Genomic DNA, 14,509 nt, shown 5'->3' with positions numbered 1-14,509 from the left:
GGCGGACTCGGCGGCTCCGGTCACGCTGTCAGTCCCGGGGCTTCGGCAGAGTCAACGCCAGCACGGCGACGACGATCATGATGCCCGCCATGATGACGAACACCGACGAGAACCCGCTCGATAGTTCCGCGGGGTTCACCTGACCGCTCGGGTCACCGGTGTGGGCCTGAGCGGCGACCGCCACCAACGCGGCCAATCCCAGCGCGCCACCGACCTGTTTGGTGGTGTTCATCAGCCCGGACGCGGCACCCGCATCGTCGTCAGTGACCCCGGAGGTCACAGCCGTGGTGAGGGGCGTATTCAGCAGCCCGACGCCGACGGAGATGGCAATCGCCGGACCGAGGATTCCGGACAGGTAGGTGCTGTCCACCTCGAGCAGGCTTTGCCACCAGAACCCGGCGGCCGCGACGAGTGAACCGGCCGCGATCAGCACCCGGGGCGAGAACCACGCGAGAAGGCGGGGCGCAAGCTGGGCGCCGACCGCGACGGTGATCAGCGTATGGGGCAGGAAGCCGATACCGGTCATGATGGCAGAGAAACGCAGTACTTCCTGCATATAGAGCGAGAGGAAGTACCACACCGGCATCAGGCACGCTCCCGCCAGCAGCATCGCCGTATTCCCGAGCGAGACGGCGCGGAGCCGGAACAGACGCAACGGGATCAGCGGCACCTTGGACAGCCACAACTCGTCGGCGACGAAGACCACGAGCCCTGCCGCGGCGACCAGCAAGGCGCCCCATGTCAGCGGATGCCCCCACCCCCGGTCTTCCGCACCGGAGAGGGCGAAAGCCAGTGCTGTCAGACCAAGCGTGGCAGAAACCGCACCCAGGACGTCCAATCGACGTCCGTTGCCGGGCTCGTCGGCCGAGTCATCCCCAGGCTGCCCACGGAGACGATGGTCCGCGGCCAGGACGCGGGCCGCGATCACCAGCGCCACGGCGCCCAGCGGCACGTTGATCAGCAGCGTCCAGCGCCACGACAGGTACTCGGTGAGCACCCCGCCGAGCAGGCTGCCCGCAGCTCCACCTGCCGACGCCAGCGCCGTCCAAATGGCGAGCGCGCGGACGCGGAGCGCGCCTTCGGGAAACGTCGTGGTGAGGATCGTCAGGCTCGCCGGCACCAGCAGCGCCCCGCCGAGGGCCTGCACAGCACGCGCTGCCACAAGCAGTTCAGGGCTGCCTGCCATACCGCCGACCGCGCTCGCCGCGGTGAACAACACCAATCCGCTGATGAACACGCGCTTCCGCCCGTACAGGTCGGCCAGCCGACCCCCGAGCAGGAGGAACCCCGCGAAGACCAGCGCGTAGCTGTTCACCACCCACTGCAGATCGGCCTGGCCGAAGCCCAACCCCGATTTGATCGCCGGCAACGCCACGTTCACTACCGACGCGTCGAGCACGACCATGAACTCCGCGGCGCAGGACAGCATCAGGACCAGCAAGGCCGGGCCCGCTAAGGACGTTCCCGGCCCACCACGTTCCAGCTCTCCCACAGGCTTTGACGCACTCATGCACGACTTCCGATCGTCGAGTCCCATCGCGATTGACCACAGCCTACCTCAAATCAATGTAGGCACATTGATTTGGAGTCGGGTTGGAGCCGGGCTGGACTTGACGAACGCGCGAACGCGGGGACATCCGCAGGCGCGCCCAAGAGCAGTTGGAAACGCGCTCGATCCAGACTCGATCCCCGCCTGGATGGTGAGAGTCGTGGACCGAAACGTCGCCATCACCGGATTGAGCGTCCTCGCACCAGGTTCGACGTGTACTGAAACCTTTTGGGACATGATCACGTCGGGACTGACAGCGACCAGGCGCATCACAGCCTTCGATCCGTCGCCATTCAGGTCGCATGTGGCGGCGGAATGCGACTTCGACCCCGAGGCGCACGGCCTGACCGCCCGTGATCAGAGGCGGATGGATCGAGCGGCCCAGTTCGCGGTCGTCTGTGCCCGGCAGGCGGTCGCCGACAGCGGCCTCGACGGGGACAACAGCGCACCCGACCGACTGGGAGTGGCGATCGGCTCCGCCGTGGGCTGCTCGGCCGGGCTCGAGGAGGAGTACGTCGTGCTCTCCGACGTCGGGAAGGACTGGCTGGTCGATCAGTCCTACCAGTCCCGGCAGACCTTCGAGTATTTCAGTCCCAGCTCCATCGCCCGGGAGGTCGCCGGAGAGGTCGGCGCCCAAGGCCCGGTCGCGGTGATCTCCAATGGCTGCACCTCAGGCATCGACTCGGTCGGCTATGCCTACCAACTCATCGCCGAAGGGTCCGCGGATGTCGTGATCACGGGCGCCACCGAGGCACCCATTACGCCTGTGGCTCTTGCCTCGTTGGACGCGATCCTCGCTACCACCCCGCGCAAAACCGACTTCGAGCAGGCTTCCCGCCCGTTCGACTTGGATCGGAACGGATTCGCACTGGCTGAAGGTGCCGCCGTTCTCGTCTTGGAGAGCCTGGAACACGCCAGGCGGCGCGGCGCCGAGGTTTACGCACTGATCAGCGGGTACGCGACTCGCAGCAACGCCTACCACATGACAGGGCTGCCCGCGGGTGGAGAGGACATGGCGATCGCGATCCGGGCCGCGATGCGCCAGGCAGGCCTCGGACCCGACGACATCGATTACATCAACGCGCACGGTTCCGGCACCAAGCAGAACGACCGGCACGAGACCAGCGCCTTCAAGAAGAGCCTCGGACCGAGGGCCTACGAGATCCCGGTGAGCTCGATCAAGTCCATGATCGGCCATTCACTGGGCGCTATCGGCTCGATCGAGATCGCGACCTGTGCCCTGGCCATGAGGGATGGCATCGTCCCGCCGACCGCGAACCTGCACACCCCCGACCCGGACTGCGATCTGGACTACGTACCGCTGGTGGCACGCGAACAGCGTGTCGATGTCGCACTCACCGTAGGAAGCGGGTTCGGCGGCTTCCAGAGCGCCATGCTCCTCGGCAAACCGCAAGGAGGGACTCGGTGAACACCTCCGTAGTCATCACCGGAATCGGGATCGTGTCACCACTGGGCAACACGCTCAAGACCTTCACCGAGGCGACCTACCTCGGCGTTCCCGCCATTCAGCCGATCGAGCACTTCGACACCAGCGGGTTCTCCTCCAGTTTGGCGGGCCAGGTCCTGGGTTTCTCCGCTGACGAGCACCTCAACGGCAGGATGCTCGCCCAGACCGACCGGGTCACCCGGTTCGCCCTGATGGCCTCCGACCAAGTGATCGCCGACACGGGACTGGACCTGTCGGAACTGGACGAGCACGCCGTCGGCGTGGTCACGTCGAACGCGACGGGCGGATTCGACTACACCCACCGCGAGATGCAGAAGCTGTGGACCCGCGGACCCGACTCGGTGTCGGTGTATCAGGCCTTCGCCTGGTTCTATGCCGTCAACACGGGCCAGATCTCCATCCGGCACAAGCTGAAGGGCCCCAGCGGAGTGGTCGTGTCCGACCAGTCCGGCGGGCTGGACGCCGTGGCCCACGGCAGGCGCACGGTCCGTCAGGGCGCGACCGCCAGCATCGTCGGCGGGGTCGAATCCTCGTTCGATCCTTGGGGCTGGACCTCACACTGCGCGTCCGGCAGGCTCAGCCAGGCCCTCCGCCCCGAGAACGGGTATCTGCCCTTCGACGAGCGCGCCAACGGCTATGTGCCTTGCGAAGGCGGCGCCCTGCTCATGCTGGAAGCAGAGGAAACAGCCAAGGCCCGCTCGAACTACCAGCCATACGCCCGGGTGGCAGGGCACGGCGCGACCTTCGACAGCAGCGAAGGCCACACAGGTCTCCGGCGCGCAGCGGAGACCGCGCTTACCGACGCCGGACGCACCCCAGCCGACATCGACCTCGTGCTCGCCGACGCCGCGGGGTTGCCCTGGCTCGACGAGCACGAAGCCACCGCGATCCGAGAACTGTTCGGTCCGAACGGGGTACCGGTGTCGGCGCCGAAGACGATGATCGGCCGGGCGCTGGCGGGAGCCGGCGCGATCGACGTCGTCTGGGCGGTCCTGGCGATCCAGGAAAACCTCATCCCCCCGACCATTTACGTGACGGCGATACCCGAGGACTACCAGATCGATCTGGTGACCAGGGCCCCGCGCGTGGCCGAGGTGAACACCGTGCTCATCCTCGCCAGAGGCCACGGCGGTTTCAACTCGGCACTCGTCGTGGAACGGCCGCATCTCGAAAACGTTTCCATCGCAAGGAGTACGACATGACCGCGATCACCCTGACCGATCTGAGGGACGTGCTCATCGCCAGCGTGGGCGAGGAGAGCGATCTCGCCGCCTACGGGGAGAAGCTCCGCACGATGCCGTTCGAGGACCTCGGCTATGACTCGCTGGCCCTCATCGAGACGTCAGCCGAATTGCGCCGCCGTTACGGCGTCTCGATTCCCGAGGACCTTGCCGCGCAGTTCACTACACCGGGAGAGCTCCTTGAGTTCGTCAACGAGAAGCTCGCTTCCTGACCCGGAGCGCACCGTGACGCCTCGGCGCTCAGTGGTGTTCATGTTCCCTGGGCAAGGTGCCCAGCACGTCCAGATGGCCGCAGGCCTCTACGGCCACTATCAGCCCTTCACCGAGATGATGGACCGCGCGTTCTCGTTCTTCGAACGACACGGGCGATTCTTGCGGCGGGAATGGCTCGCGAGCACACCGTCAGCGCAGTTCGACGATGTATCGGTCGCCCAACCTTTGTTGTACGCGGTCAACTGTGCGCTCGGAACACAAGCGATCGAGTTGGGAATCCGGCCTGACGTGCTGATGGGGCACAGCGTCGGTGAACTGTCCGCCGCCACCTTCGGCGGGGTCTTCGACTTCGAGACCGGTCTGCAGATCATCGACGAACTGATCGACCGCTGCAGCGGCGTACCCGCGGGAGGGATGATCAGCGTGGCGTGCAGCGCAGATCGCATCGAATCCCATCTGACCGAACAGGTCACCATCGGAGCGATCAACGCTCCACGGCAGCTGTTGCTCGCAGGGCCCGATGCCGCCCTGGAGGCTGTGCGGGAAAGGCTGATCCGCGAGGACATCACTTGTAAGCGGACACCGGCCCGACAACCCTTTCACAGCCCCGCAATGCTCTCGGCTCCTGTGGGGGAGAGGGCGTGGGCGACCAAGCTGCGCGAGCCGGCGCGCACGGTGCTCTCCTGTTACACGGGCAAGGAGCTGGACAAGGCGACAGCCACTGACCCCGACTTCTGGTCCTCCCAGCCCGCTCTCCCAGTCCTGTTCGGCCCCACCCTCGACGCGTTGCTGGCCGAGCGGTCGTGCCTGCTGATACAGACCGGCCCCGGACAGAACCTCACAGCTCTCGCCCGAAGGCTGCCGACAGTGCGCAGCGGTACGTCTGCTGCCGTGCCTATGCTCCCCGCCGGCGTTCAGCCGGACTCCGCAGCCGATCGCGAAGCGATCACAGCTTTGCTGCGACACCCTGCTCTAGTGTCACAGCCGGACGTCGGAACGCCCCGATGAGCAACCGCGGTACACCAATCGATCTCGAGGAACCGTCCCTCGGACACGCCGACACGTGTGCTGTCACGCTGGTCGTGAACGGTGAACCGCGGACGATCGCCGTTGACACCCGTGCGAGCCTGCTGGATGTGCTTCGCGCGCAACTGGGACTCACCGGAACGAAACGAGGGTGCGACCAGGGTGCATGCGGAGCCTGCACGATTCTGCTCGGCAACCAGCGGGTCTTGGCCTGCCTCACCATCGCCGCCCGGCACGACGGCGAGCAGATCACCACAGTGGAAGGGCTGGCGCACGGCGACCAGCCGCACCCGATGCAGGCCGCGTTCATCCGGCACGATGCCTTCCAATGTGGATTCTGCACGCCGGGCCAGATCGTCTCCGCTGTGGGTCTGCTGTCCGAGAACCCCGATGTCGACGTCAACGAGATTCCGGAGCAGATGAGCGGGAACCTGTGCCGGTGCGCGGCCTACCCGGGCATTCGTGCGGCGATCGCCGACGCAAAAGGAGCACGCTAAGCGATGCGGCCGTTCACCCTGCATCAGCCCAGCACCATACGAGAAGCCCTCGACGTCCTCACGAAACACCCGAACGCACGGGTGATAGCCGGGGGCACCGACGTGCTTACCCTGCTGCGGGACGCAGTCATCAGATCGTCGCAGCTGGTCGACATCGCGGGCATCGGCTTACACGGGATCCGGCACCACGACGACGGCACGACGCACATTGGCGCCACGACCCGGAACAACGTGGCGGACCGCAGACTCCGGGAACGCTTCCCTGCCTTGATCCAAGCCCTGTCGTCCGGGGCGTCACCGCAGATACGCAACATGGCGACATTCGGCGGCAACCTGCTTCAGCACACGCGATGCCCGTATTACCGCCAGCCCGAGTTCGCCTGCAATCGCCGAGCCCCAGGCAGCGGATGTGCTGCGTTACACGGAGATCGTCGGCGATCAGCGATCTTCGGCGCATCCCGCACGTGCCTGGCAGTCCACCCCTCGGATCTAGCGGTCGCATTGGCAGCCCTGGACGCGATAGTCGTCGTCGAAGGCAAGGACGGCATCCGGCGCATCCCGGCCCGCGGACTGCACCGGCCGCCGGGAACCACACCGGAACGGCCCACAGAACTGCACCCGACCGACCTTCTCACGAGCATCGAACTGACCACGAGCCCTCGCGCTCGGCGCTCTCGCTACGTCAAGTTCCGTGATCGGGCGTCGTTCACGTTCGCAGTCGCCTCGGCCGCCGTGGCCCTCGATGTCGCCGAGGGCGTGGTGCGGTCGGCTCGCATCGTGCTCGGCGGTGTGGCTCCGCTGCCGTGGGCCGCATCGAAGGCCGAGGAGGCTCTCGTCGGCCGCACCCTCGACGACGAGGCGATCTCTGCCGCGTCCAAGGCCGCGACGCACGGCGTCGACATCTCCACCCGCAACGAGTACAAAGTCGAGCTTGTACAGCGGGTTGTGCATCGCGCGCTGTCCGACCTCGGTGGTCGATCATGACGACCGGACACGAGCTGGATCGGCGCGACCCGATCGGAGCCGAGGTTGACCGGATCGAGGCGCTGGCCAAAGTGACTGGACGAGCCACCTATACAGGGGATGTCGCGCCAGCAGGGGCGGCGTACGCCGTCATGCTCGGCAGCACCATCTCGTCGGGACGTATTCGCAGCCTGCAAACGAACGAAGCGGAGACCGGTGACGGCGTGCTGGCTGTGCTGAGCCACCTCAACCGTCCGCCGTGGATTGCCAGACCGCCGGTGCCCTACTACTGCGACACTCGCCTTCCACTCGAAGACGATCAAGTCCATTTCGGCGGCCAATGTGTGGCGCTAGCCATAGCGGACACGGCCGAGCAGGCGGCGGAGGCAGCCGAGCGCGTCGTCGTCGAGTACGAGCCGCGGCGAGTGAGCGCCGGCACCCCGCACCGGCCTGTCGGGCCGTACGCCGACCGCTACCCCGTCGAGTTCAGGCGGGGTGAAGCCGAAACGGCTCTGCCCCACTCCGACCACCAGATCGACGTGGAATACCGAACGGCTCATCTAGCCCATGCCGCCATGGAACCTTCGGCCACCGTCGCCTCCTGGGAGGACGGCAAGCTCACCCTGATCGAGTCGTCGCAGGCCGTCCACTTGCACCGGGACGCCGTCGCGGCGGCGTTCGGACTGGCACCCGAGGACGTCCGGGTCATCGCACCCGTGGTCGGCGGCGCTTTCGGTGGCAAGACCTTCCTGTGGCCGCACACTCTGCTGGCCGCGCTAGCGAGTCGCGTAGTCGGCAGGCCGGTGCGGCTGACCATCACACGTAAGCAGGCGTTCACGTCCACCGGACACATGCCGGCGACCTGGCAGCGCATCCGGCTGGGCGCACGTCGTGACGGCCGGCTGACCGCGGTCATCCATGACAGCGTCAACACCACGTCGCACACAGTGGACCGGCAGGAGCCGACCATCCAAGCAGGACTCGTGCCCTACGCGTTCTCCCACCTGGCCGCGCAGACCCAGGTACGGAGAATCTACGTCGGTACATCCACAGTCATGCGCGCACCAGGAGACACGCCAGGCCGGTTCGCCGTCGAGTGCGCACTGGACGAACTCGCCGCGCAACTGCGCGTCGACCCACTCGAACTGCGCCGTCGGAATCACTCTTCCGTTCACCCGCACACGGGAAAACCGTGGAGCGCCAATCATCTACTGCGGTGTTACGAACGCGGTGCGGCCGCGTTCGGTTGGGACCGCAGGACCCCGGAGCCGGGATCCATGCGGCTCGGTCACGACCTCGTGGGTTTCGGAATGGCCGTCGGCGTGCACGAAGAGCGGCATAGAGCGGCATCGGCGCGGGTCGTGCTCACCGCCGATGGCACCGTCGACGTGTACACCGGGACTCAGGAGATCGGCGGCGGGACTCTCACCACCATGGCGCAGATCGCGGCCTCGGTAGTCGGTGTTCGTCCGAAAGCCGTCCGCGTGCACGGCGGAGACACCCGGCTTCCTGCCGGTGCGCCGACCTTCGGTTCGATGACGTCAGGCAACACCGGCAGCGCGGTACGAATCGCTGCGGAGAAGGTACGCGACGAGGTCCTTCGGATCGCGCTCCACGATCCCCGCTCGCCCTTCTATGGCCTGCACGCGGATGCCGTCGAATGCCGCGAGGGCGGGCTCGTCGGGCTCACGGAGCCATGCCGCCTCGAGCCGTACTCGAAAATTCTGCGTCGCAACAACATCGCGACGGTCAGCATGCGCGGCGAGTACGCGCCCCGTTCGGCCGAAACAGCGCCGTTCGCGGCCGCTGCCTTCGCGGCTCACTTCACCGAGGTTCGGATCGACACCAGGTTGCCTCGCGTCAGAGTCGTTCGACACGTCGGCGTATTCGACTGCGGGCGGGTGCTGAACACCAAAACCGCCACCAGCCAGGCACGAGGCGGGATCATCTTCGCCATCGGCGGAGCCCTCATGGAGTCCTTGGACTTGGACCCGGACTCGGACAGACTCCTCAATCCGGGCCTGACGGATTACCACGTGCCTGTGAACGCCGACGTCGGAGAGATCACGCCCCTATTCATCGATATCCCCGACACCGTCGCACATCCCGTCGGCGCCAAGGGTTTGGGCGAAGTGTGCGCCATCGGCGTCGCACCAGCAGTCGCCAACGCCGTATTCCATGCCACCGGCAAGCGCGTCAGGGATCTCCCGATCACGCCGGACAAACTCCTCCGCTGAGCGGCCGGTTGTCCACCGTGCTCCCGCCCCCTCGTCATGCCGGAGCGGGCTGCTCGGTCACCGTACGGATTCGCTGCCGTCCGCGGTGGTCCACGATCGCGGCGATAGATATTCGGCGGCGGCGCGCGGCCACGGCGCCCGATGCGGCCGGGGTTGCCGAGCACCACTCCCCACCAGAAGCAGCGTCGCGACAAGCGCCGCGACATCATGGTCGCTGGGGTTGCCCTTGACCACCCGGATATCCGGCATCACTGCGGCTGGTTCCCGTGCTTGCGCGCAGGCAACGGGCGATGCTTCCGCTGAAGCATTCGCAGCCCGCTGATCAGCTTCACGCGCGTTTGCGCCGGGTCGATGACGTCGTCCACGAGTCCGCGCTCCGCCGCGTGGTATGGATGCATCAGCTCCGCCCGATACTCGGCGATCCGCATCTGACGGACCGTCTCCGGGACCGCGGCCGCTGCGATCTCCCTGCGGAAGATCACCTCCGCCGCGCCCTGGGCGCCCATGACCGCGATCTCGTTCGTCGGCCAGGCCAGCGAAAGATCGGCACCCACCGAACGCGAGTCCATGACGATGTAAGCACCACCGTAAGCCTTGCGGACAATGAGCTGGATGCGCGGCACCGTCGCGTTGCAGTAGGCGTACAGCAACTTGGCACCGTGTCGGATGATCCCTTGATGTTCCTGCTCCACACCGGGTAAGAACCCCGGTACATCCACAATGGACACGAGCGGGATGTTGAACGAGTCGCAGAACTGGACGAACCGAGCGGCCTTTTCCGACGCGTTGATGTCGAGCGCACCCGCCAGGTGGGCCGGCTGGTTCGCGACGATGCCAACGACCTGCCCACCCAGCCTGGCCAACGCGCACACCACATTGCGAGCCCAAACTTCGTGTACCTCGAAGTAGTCGCCGTGGTCCACGATCTCCTCGACGACATCCCGTACATCGTAGGCGACGGTCTGATCAGTCGGGACGAGATCGCGCAATCGGTCCACGCATCGATCGGCCGGATCGCCGGATGCCTCGTCCGCCGGCGGTAGCTCACGGTTGTTCGAAGGCAACATGGACAACAGGAAACGGACGTCGGACAGGCACGTCTCCTCGTCGTCGTACGTGAACGCGGCGACCCCGGACCGCGACGCGTGCGCGTCCGCGCCGCCCAGTTCCTCATGGCTTACCGCCTCCCCAGTCACCGATGCCACGACATCGGGTCCGGTAATGAACATCTGCGAGAGCCCTCGCACCATGAACACGAAGTCCGACAAGGCCGGCGAGTACGCGGCCCCACCAGCACACGGCCCCACCATCACGCTCAACTGCGGGACAACACCGGAAAGACGGACGTTGCGCTGGAAGATGCCACCGTATCCCGCCAGTGCGGCCACCCCCTCCTGGATCCTCGCGCCCGCACCGTCGCACAACGCCACGATCGGCGCACCCGCGGACTCGGCCATGTCCATCACCTTGTGGATCTTCTCCGCGTGTGCCTCACCGAGGGATCCGCCGAAGATGCGGAAGTCGTGGGCGTATGCGAACACCGAACGGCCGTTCACCAGTCCCCAGCCTGTGACGACTCCGTCGGTGTACGGACGCCGGTTCTCCAATCCGAAGCCGGTGGCCCGGTGCCGGCGCAACGCCTCGACCTCGTGGAACGAACCCACGTCGAACAGCAGTTCCAACCGCTGCCGAGCAGTGAGCTTGCCCTTCTCACGGTGAGCGATAGTGGCCTTGGAGCTCGGCCCGGCGGCCACTCGTTCACGGATCATCGCCAGTTCCGCGAGTCGTGACGGCATCCCCTCTGGGGTCCGGAGATCGGCAGCGGTCAAGGTGTCCGGTTCCATTCGCCCTCCCAGGGTCCGCCTCCTGCCGATACTCGGCATCAGGATCGAGCCGAACTCGTGTCACGCCGGAGCGGAGCTTCGTGGCGAATAGCCGTAGAGGAAGGCGTGCACTCCGGCGGCGATGAGTTCCTTCTTTTCGGCAACCCCCAGCGGCGGAAGTCCGGTCTGGGTACGGCTGTTGACTTCACCGAGGACGAGCCAGATGTAGTGGTTCGCGGCGCGCTGCGCGTTGTCGAGCTGGAGCAGGCGGCGGTCCGCCAGATGCTGGAAGTGACGTGCGAGGGCATCTTCAGCCCGGCTGGGGCCGTTGTCGTGCCAGGTGGCGAGCAGGGCATCGGGAAGGCTGGCGGCTTCGGCGGCGAGATGGCGGACCATGGCGAAGTGGTCCGCGAACTCCCGCCGCGGCGTGACCCAGTCAGTGCCGAGGTCGACGAGAGCGGACTGCAGGTCCGTCACCTGGTCGAGATGGCGTTGCATGAGCTCGGTGAGCGCGGTGGTCACCTGACGCGCGCTGTCCTCAATCACGATGGCGAAGAGGTTCTCCTTGCCGTCGAAGTGGTTGTAGATCGTGCGGGTGGATACCCCCGCCTCGCCGGCGATGGTCTCGATACTTGCGCGAAGGTAGCCGTCGCGACCGAACACGGTGCGCGCGGCGCTGAGGATCGACTCGCGTTTGGCAACACACCCCCGCGTGGGTGGCACTGCCCGGTCGTGATCAGCCATGACTCCTCGAAGTGCAATCACCGTTGTACAAACTTGCTATGGTGATTGTACTTTGGTGACCATGGGGTCAGGGCTGGGGATCGGGAAAGCGTCCGACGTCGGTGTGCGCACCCGCTGGGGCGCGGTGGGGTTGCTGGCGGTGGCATCGTTGATCGTGGGCAGCGAAGTCAGCCTGGCCGGATTCGCCCTTCCCCTGGTCGGCACCGAGTTCGGTATCGGTGCCGGAGCGACGGCGTGGGTGTTGCTGGCGTACGCCTTGCCGATGGCGGCGTTGGCGATTCCGGCCGGACGGTGGGTCGACCGGGCCGCGCCACAGCAGGTCTTCCTGCTGTCGCTCGCAGCGATCGGCGTGACCGGGGCGGTGTCGGCGGTGGCGCCGTGGTGGTGGCTCGTGCTGACGAACAGGGCTCTGCAGGGATTAGCGGCGGCGGTGTACCTGGCGGTGTATCTGCCGTTGGTGACGGCGACGGTGCAGGAGGATCAGCGGGGCCGCGCGTTGAGCGTGATCGCCACGGTGATGATGATCGGCAGCATGGCGGTCGCTCCGCTGGGCGGGCTGGTCGCCGAGGTCGCGGGATGGCGTGGGCTGTTCGTGGCGAAGGTGCCGCTACTACTGGTGCTGCTCGGCCTCGGCCGCCTGGTCCTCCCCCGCGATCCGGAACTCGGGGGCCGCTCGCTGCCGATGCCCGACCGGTCCTTGCTGGCCGATGCCGCCTTGGTCGGGATGGCGATCACCGCGGGATTGCTGGCCGTGGAACAAAGCGCGGCCCGGTGGTGGCTCGGGGCCGGGCTCGCCGTGGTCGCCGTCGCCGCCGCCGCGTGGTGGTGCCGGTTGCGTAGTTCCCGTCCGGTGCTCGCCTTGGTGTGGCGGCGGACGTTCGGCTTCCCGGTGGTATCCCTGATGACGATGGCCTCGGCCGGCGGTTTGGTGGGGTTCTCGCTGCCGTTCCTGATCTCCGATGTTTGGCGGCGTGGATCGGAGGTGCTGAGCGTGGCGATGCTGGTCTTCGTCGCGACCGCCTCGATCGTGTCGCCGCTGGCGGGTGTGCTGGCCGATCGGTGTGGGGCGCGGCCGGTCGCGGCGGTCGGCGTGACGATCACGGTGGCGGGAATGCTGACCATGCTCAGCCTGGACGGCGAAACCGATGTGGGCGGTCTGAGTTGGCGGATGGTCGTGATCGGGGTCGGGATGGCGCTGGCCAACTCGCCGATCATGGCGCTGATCCTCGCCGCGGCACCACCCGACCAGACCGGCACGGCGGGCGGTGTCGCCAATCTCGGGCGCACCCTCGGCAGCACGATCGGCCCGGCGGCCGCCGCGATGGCCTGGAGTCTGACAGGCGGCGGCCTCGGTGGATTCCACACCGGAGCCGTAACTCTCTCGATCCTGGTGCTGACGGGGTTCATCACACTGCTCGCCGCCCGCCCCACCACCTGATGCCCGGAAATTCAGTTACATGTCCGGTTGGTCCGGTATCGACTCAATGCCTGTCCGGCGGATGAGGAAAGACTGTGAGAGCGACGTTTCCGGCGCGGATGAGCAACAGTGTTGCCCGAGGACGTGGGGTCGCCGAACCGCTTCGCCGGTCCTCGCGCACCAGCCTAGCCGTGTCAGTGGCTGCCGGTGAGTTCGCCGGAGAGCTTTCCGTGCATGCGGGCGCTGTGCTTGTTCAGTCCGACGATCTCGACGGTTTTGCCCCGTGACGCGTATTTGGTGGTGATCGCGTCGAGGGCGGCGACGGTGGAGGCGTCCCAGATGTGGGCGTCGGTGAGGTCGATGACGACCTTGTCCGGGTCGTTCGCGTAGTCGAACTGGTAGACCAAGTCGTTGCTGGAGGCGAAGAACAGCTCTCCGGTGACGGCGTAGACGACCTGGGTGCCGTCGGGATCGACCACGGCGGTGACGTCGACCAGATGCGCGACCCGGCGGGCGAAGATCACCATGGCGGTGATCGAGCCGACGACCACTCCGATGGCGAGGTTGTCGGTGGCCACCACGACGGCGACGGTGACGACCATGACGATGATCTCGCCCGCCGGCATCCGCTTCAGCGTGGCGGGAGCGATGCTGTGCCAGTCGAACGTGCTGAAGGCCACGAGCACCATGACGGCGACCAGCGCGGCCATCGGGATCTGCGAAACCAGCGGGCCGAAGGCGATGCACAGGATCATCAGGAAGGTTCCGGCCAGGAACGTCGAAAGCCGGGTCCGGGCGCCTGCGGTCTTGACGTTGATCATGGTCTGGCCGATCATCGCGCAGCCGCCCATGCCGCCGAAGAAGCCCGTGACGATGTTGGCGACGCCTTGTCCGATGGCCTCACGGGTCTTGTTGGAGTGAGTGTCGGTGATGTCGTCGACCAGCTTCGCGGTCATCAGCGATTCCATCAGCCCCACCAGGGCGAACGCGAGCGCGTAGGGGGCGATCAGCGCGAGCGTGTCGAAGGTGAACGGGACGCCGGGGATGCCTGGCACCGGCAGCGAGGACGGCAGCGATCCCTTGTCCCCCACGGTCGGGACCGCGATCCCTGCGGCGATGGTCAGCGCGGTCAAGGCCACAATGGACACCAGCGGCGCGGGAATCACCTTGGTGAGCTTCGGGAACAGCACCATCAGCACGAGCCCGCCCGAGAACAACGGATAGACCGGCCACGGCACGTCGATCAGCTCCGGGACCTGCGCCAGGAAGATCAGGATCGCCAGCGCGTTGACGAACCCGACCATGACACTGCGCGGCACGAACCGCATCAG

Annotated in this window: 13 protein-coding genes; 8 read left to right on the top strand and 5 right to left on the bottom strand. The window is 66.6% G+C overall.

What is annotated here, in order from left to right; all coding sequences use genetic code 11:
• Positions 1-28: 28 nt before the first annotated feature.
• On the bottom strand, positions 29-1,441 hold the full coding sequence (locus tag AVR91_RS03590) for an MFS transporter (RefSeq protein ID WP_228709110.1): 1,413 nt from the start codon (positions 1,439-1,441) through the stop codon (positions 29-31).
• 256 nt (positions 1,442-1,697) lie between these two features.
• Between AVR91_RS03590 and AVR91_RS03585 the strand changes: the two genes are divergently transcribed.
• The 7 genes from AVR91_RS03585 to AVR91_RS03555 all read left to right on the top strand — a co-directional run bounded on the left by AVR91_RS03585 (position 1,698) and on the right by AVR91_RS03555 (position 9,194).
• Positions 1,698-2,978: a beta-ketoacyl-[acyl-carrier-protein] synthase family protein gene (locus tag AVR91_RS03585; RefSeq protein WP_143253861.1), complete on the top strand. Its 1,281-nt coding sequence runs from the start codon at positions 1,698-1,700 to the stop codon at positions 2,976-2,978.
• A complete protein-coding gene (locus AVR91_RS03580; RefSeq protein WP_063276278.1) occupies positions 2,975-4,219 on the top strand; it encodes a ketosynthase chain-length factor in 1,245 nt (414 codons plus the stop codon). Before AVR91_RS03585 ends, AVR91_RS03580 begins: the two co-directional genes overlap by 4 nt.
• Complete coding sequence (locus AVR91_RS03575; RefSeq protein WP_063276277.1) at positions 4,216-4,470, top strand: acyl carrier protein; 255 nt, start codon at positions 4,216-4,218, stop codon at positions 4,468-4,470. The genes AVR91_RS03580 and AVR91_RS03575 overlap by 4 nt, the downstream gene beginning before the upstream one ends.
• A 40-nt stretch (positions 4,471-4,510) precedes the next feature.
• Entirely contained in the window at positions 4,511-5,479 is a 969-nt protein-coding gene (locus AVR91_RS03570; RefSeq protein ID WP_228709121.1) for an acyltransferase domain-containing protein, read from the top strand.
• 74 nt (positions 5,480-5,553) lie between these two features.
• Positions 5,554-5,994, top strand: a complete 441-nt coding sequence (locus AVR91_RS03565) for a (2Fe-2S)-binding protein (RefSeq protein WP_228709109.1) — start codon at positions 5,554-5,556, stop codon at positions 5,992-5,994.
• A 3-nt stretch (positions 5,995-5,997) separates the two neighbouring features.
• Positions 5,998-6,978, top strand: coding sequence for an FAD binding domain-containing protein (locus tag AVR91_RS03560; protein ID WP_063276274.1), 981 nt, complete (start codon positions 5,998-6,000; stop codon positions 6,976-6,978).
• Complete coding sequence (locus AVR91_RS03555) at positions 6,975-9,194, top strand: xanthine dehydrogenase family protein molybdopterin-binding subunit (protein ID WP_063276273.1); 2,220 nt, start codon at positions 6,975-6,977, stop codon at positions 9,192-9,194. The genes AVR91_RS03560 and AVR91_RS03555 overlap by 4 nt, the downstream gene beginning before the upstream one ends.
• A 57-nt stretch (positions 9,195-9,251) precedes the next feature.
• Here the strand turns inward: AVR91_RS03555 and AVR91_RS44470 are convergent, their stop codons facing one another.
• The 3 genes from AVR91_RS44470 to AVR91_RS03540 are packed head-to-tail and all read right to left on the bottom strand — an operon-like array spanning position 9,252 to position 11,761.
• Positions 9,252-9,443 (bottom strand): acyl-CoA carboxylase subunit epsilon, encoded by a 192-nt coding sequence (locus tag AVR91_RS44470; protein WP_076857242.1) that lies wholly within the window; start codon positions 9,441-9,443, stop codon positions 9,252-9,254.
• Positions 9,443-11,038, bottom strand: coding sequence for an acyl-CoA carboxylase subunit beta (locus tag AVR91_RS03545; RefSeq protein WP_063276272.1), 1,596 nt, complete (start codon positions 11,036-11,038; stop codon positions 9,443-9,445). Before AVR91_RS03545 ends, AVR91_RS44470 begins: the two co-directional genes overlap by 1 nt.
• A 60-nt stretch (positions 11,039-11,098) precedes the next feature.
• Positions 11,099-11,761, bottom strand: coding sequence for a TetR/AcrR family transcriptional regulator (locus tag AVR91_RS03540; protein WP_063276271.1), 663 nt, complete (start codon positions 11,759-11,761; stop codon positions 11,099-11,101).
• Between the two features lie 61 nt (positions 11,762-11,822).
• Here AVR91_RS03540 and AVR91_RS03535 point away from each other — a divergent pair, with 61 nt between their 5' ends.
• Positions 11,823-13,199: an MFS transporter gene (locus AVR91_RS03535; RefSeq protein ID WP_063276270.1), complete on the top strand. Its 1,377-nt coding sequence runs from the start codon at positions 11,823-11,825 to the stop codon at positions 13,197-13,199.
• 173 nt (positions 13,200-13,372) lie between these two features.
• Here the strand turns inward: AVR91_RS03535 and AVR91_RS03530 are convergent.
• Positions 13,373-14,509, bottom strand: a 1,137-nt coding sequence (locus tag AVR91_RS03530; RefSeq protein ID WP_063276269.1) for a SulP family inorganic anion transporter, incomplete at its 5' end; no start/stop codon positions are given.

It is taken from the genome of Amycolatopsis keratiniphila subsp. keratiniphila (assembly GCF_001620365.2).
GTDB lineage: Bacteria > Actinomycetota > Actinomycetes > Mycobacteriales > Pseudonocardiaceae > Amycolatopsis > Amycolatopsis keratiniphila.
The sequence above is the reverse complement of the archived record's forward strand: the minus strand, read 5'-3'. Positions and strand labels throughout refer to the sequence as shown.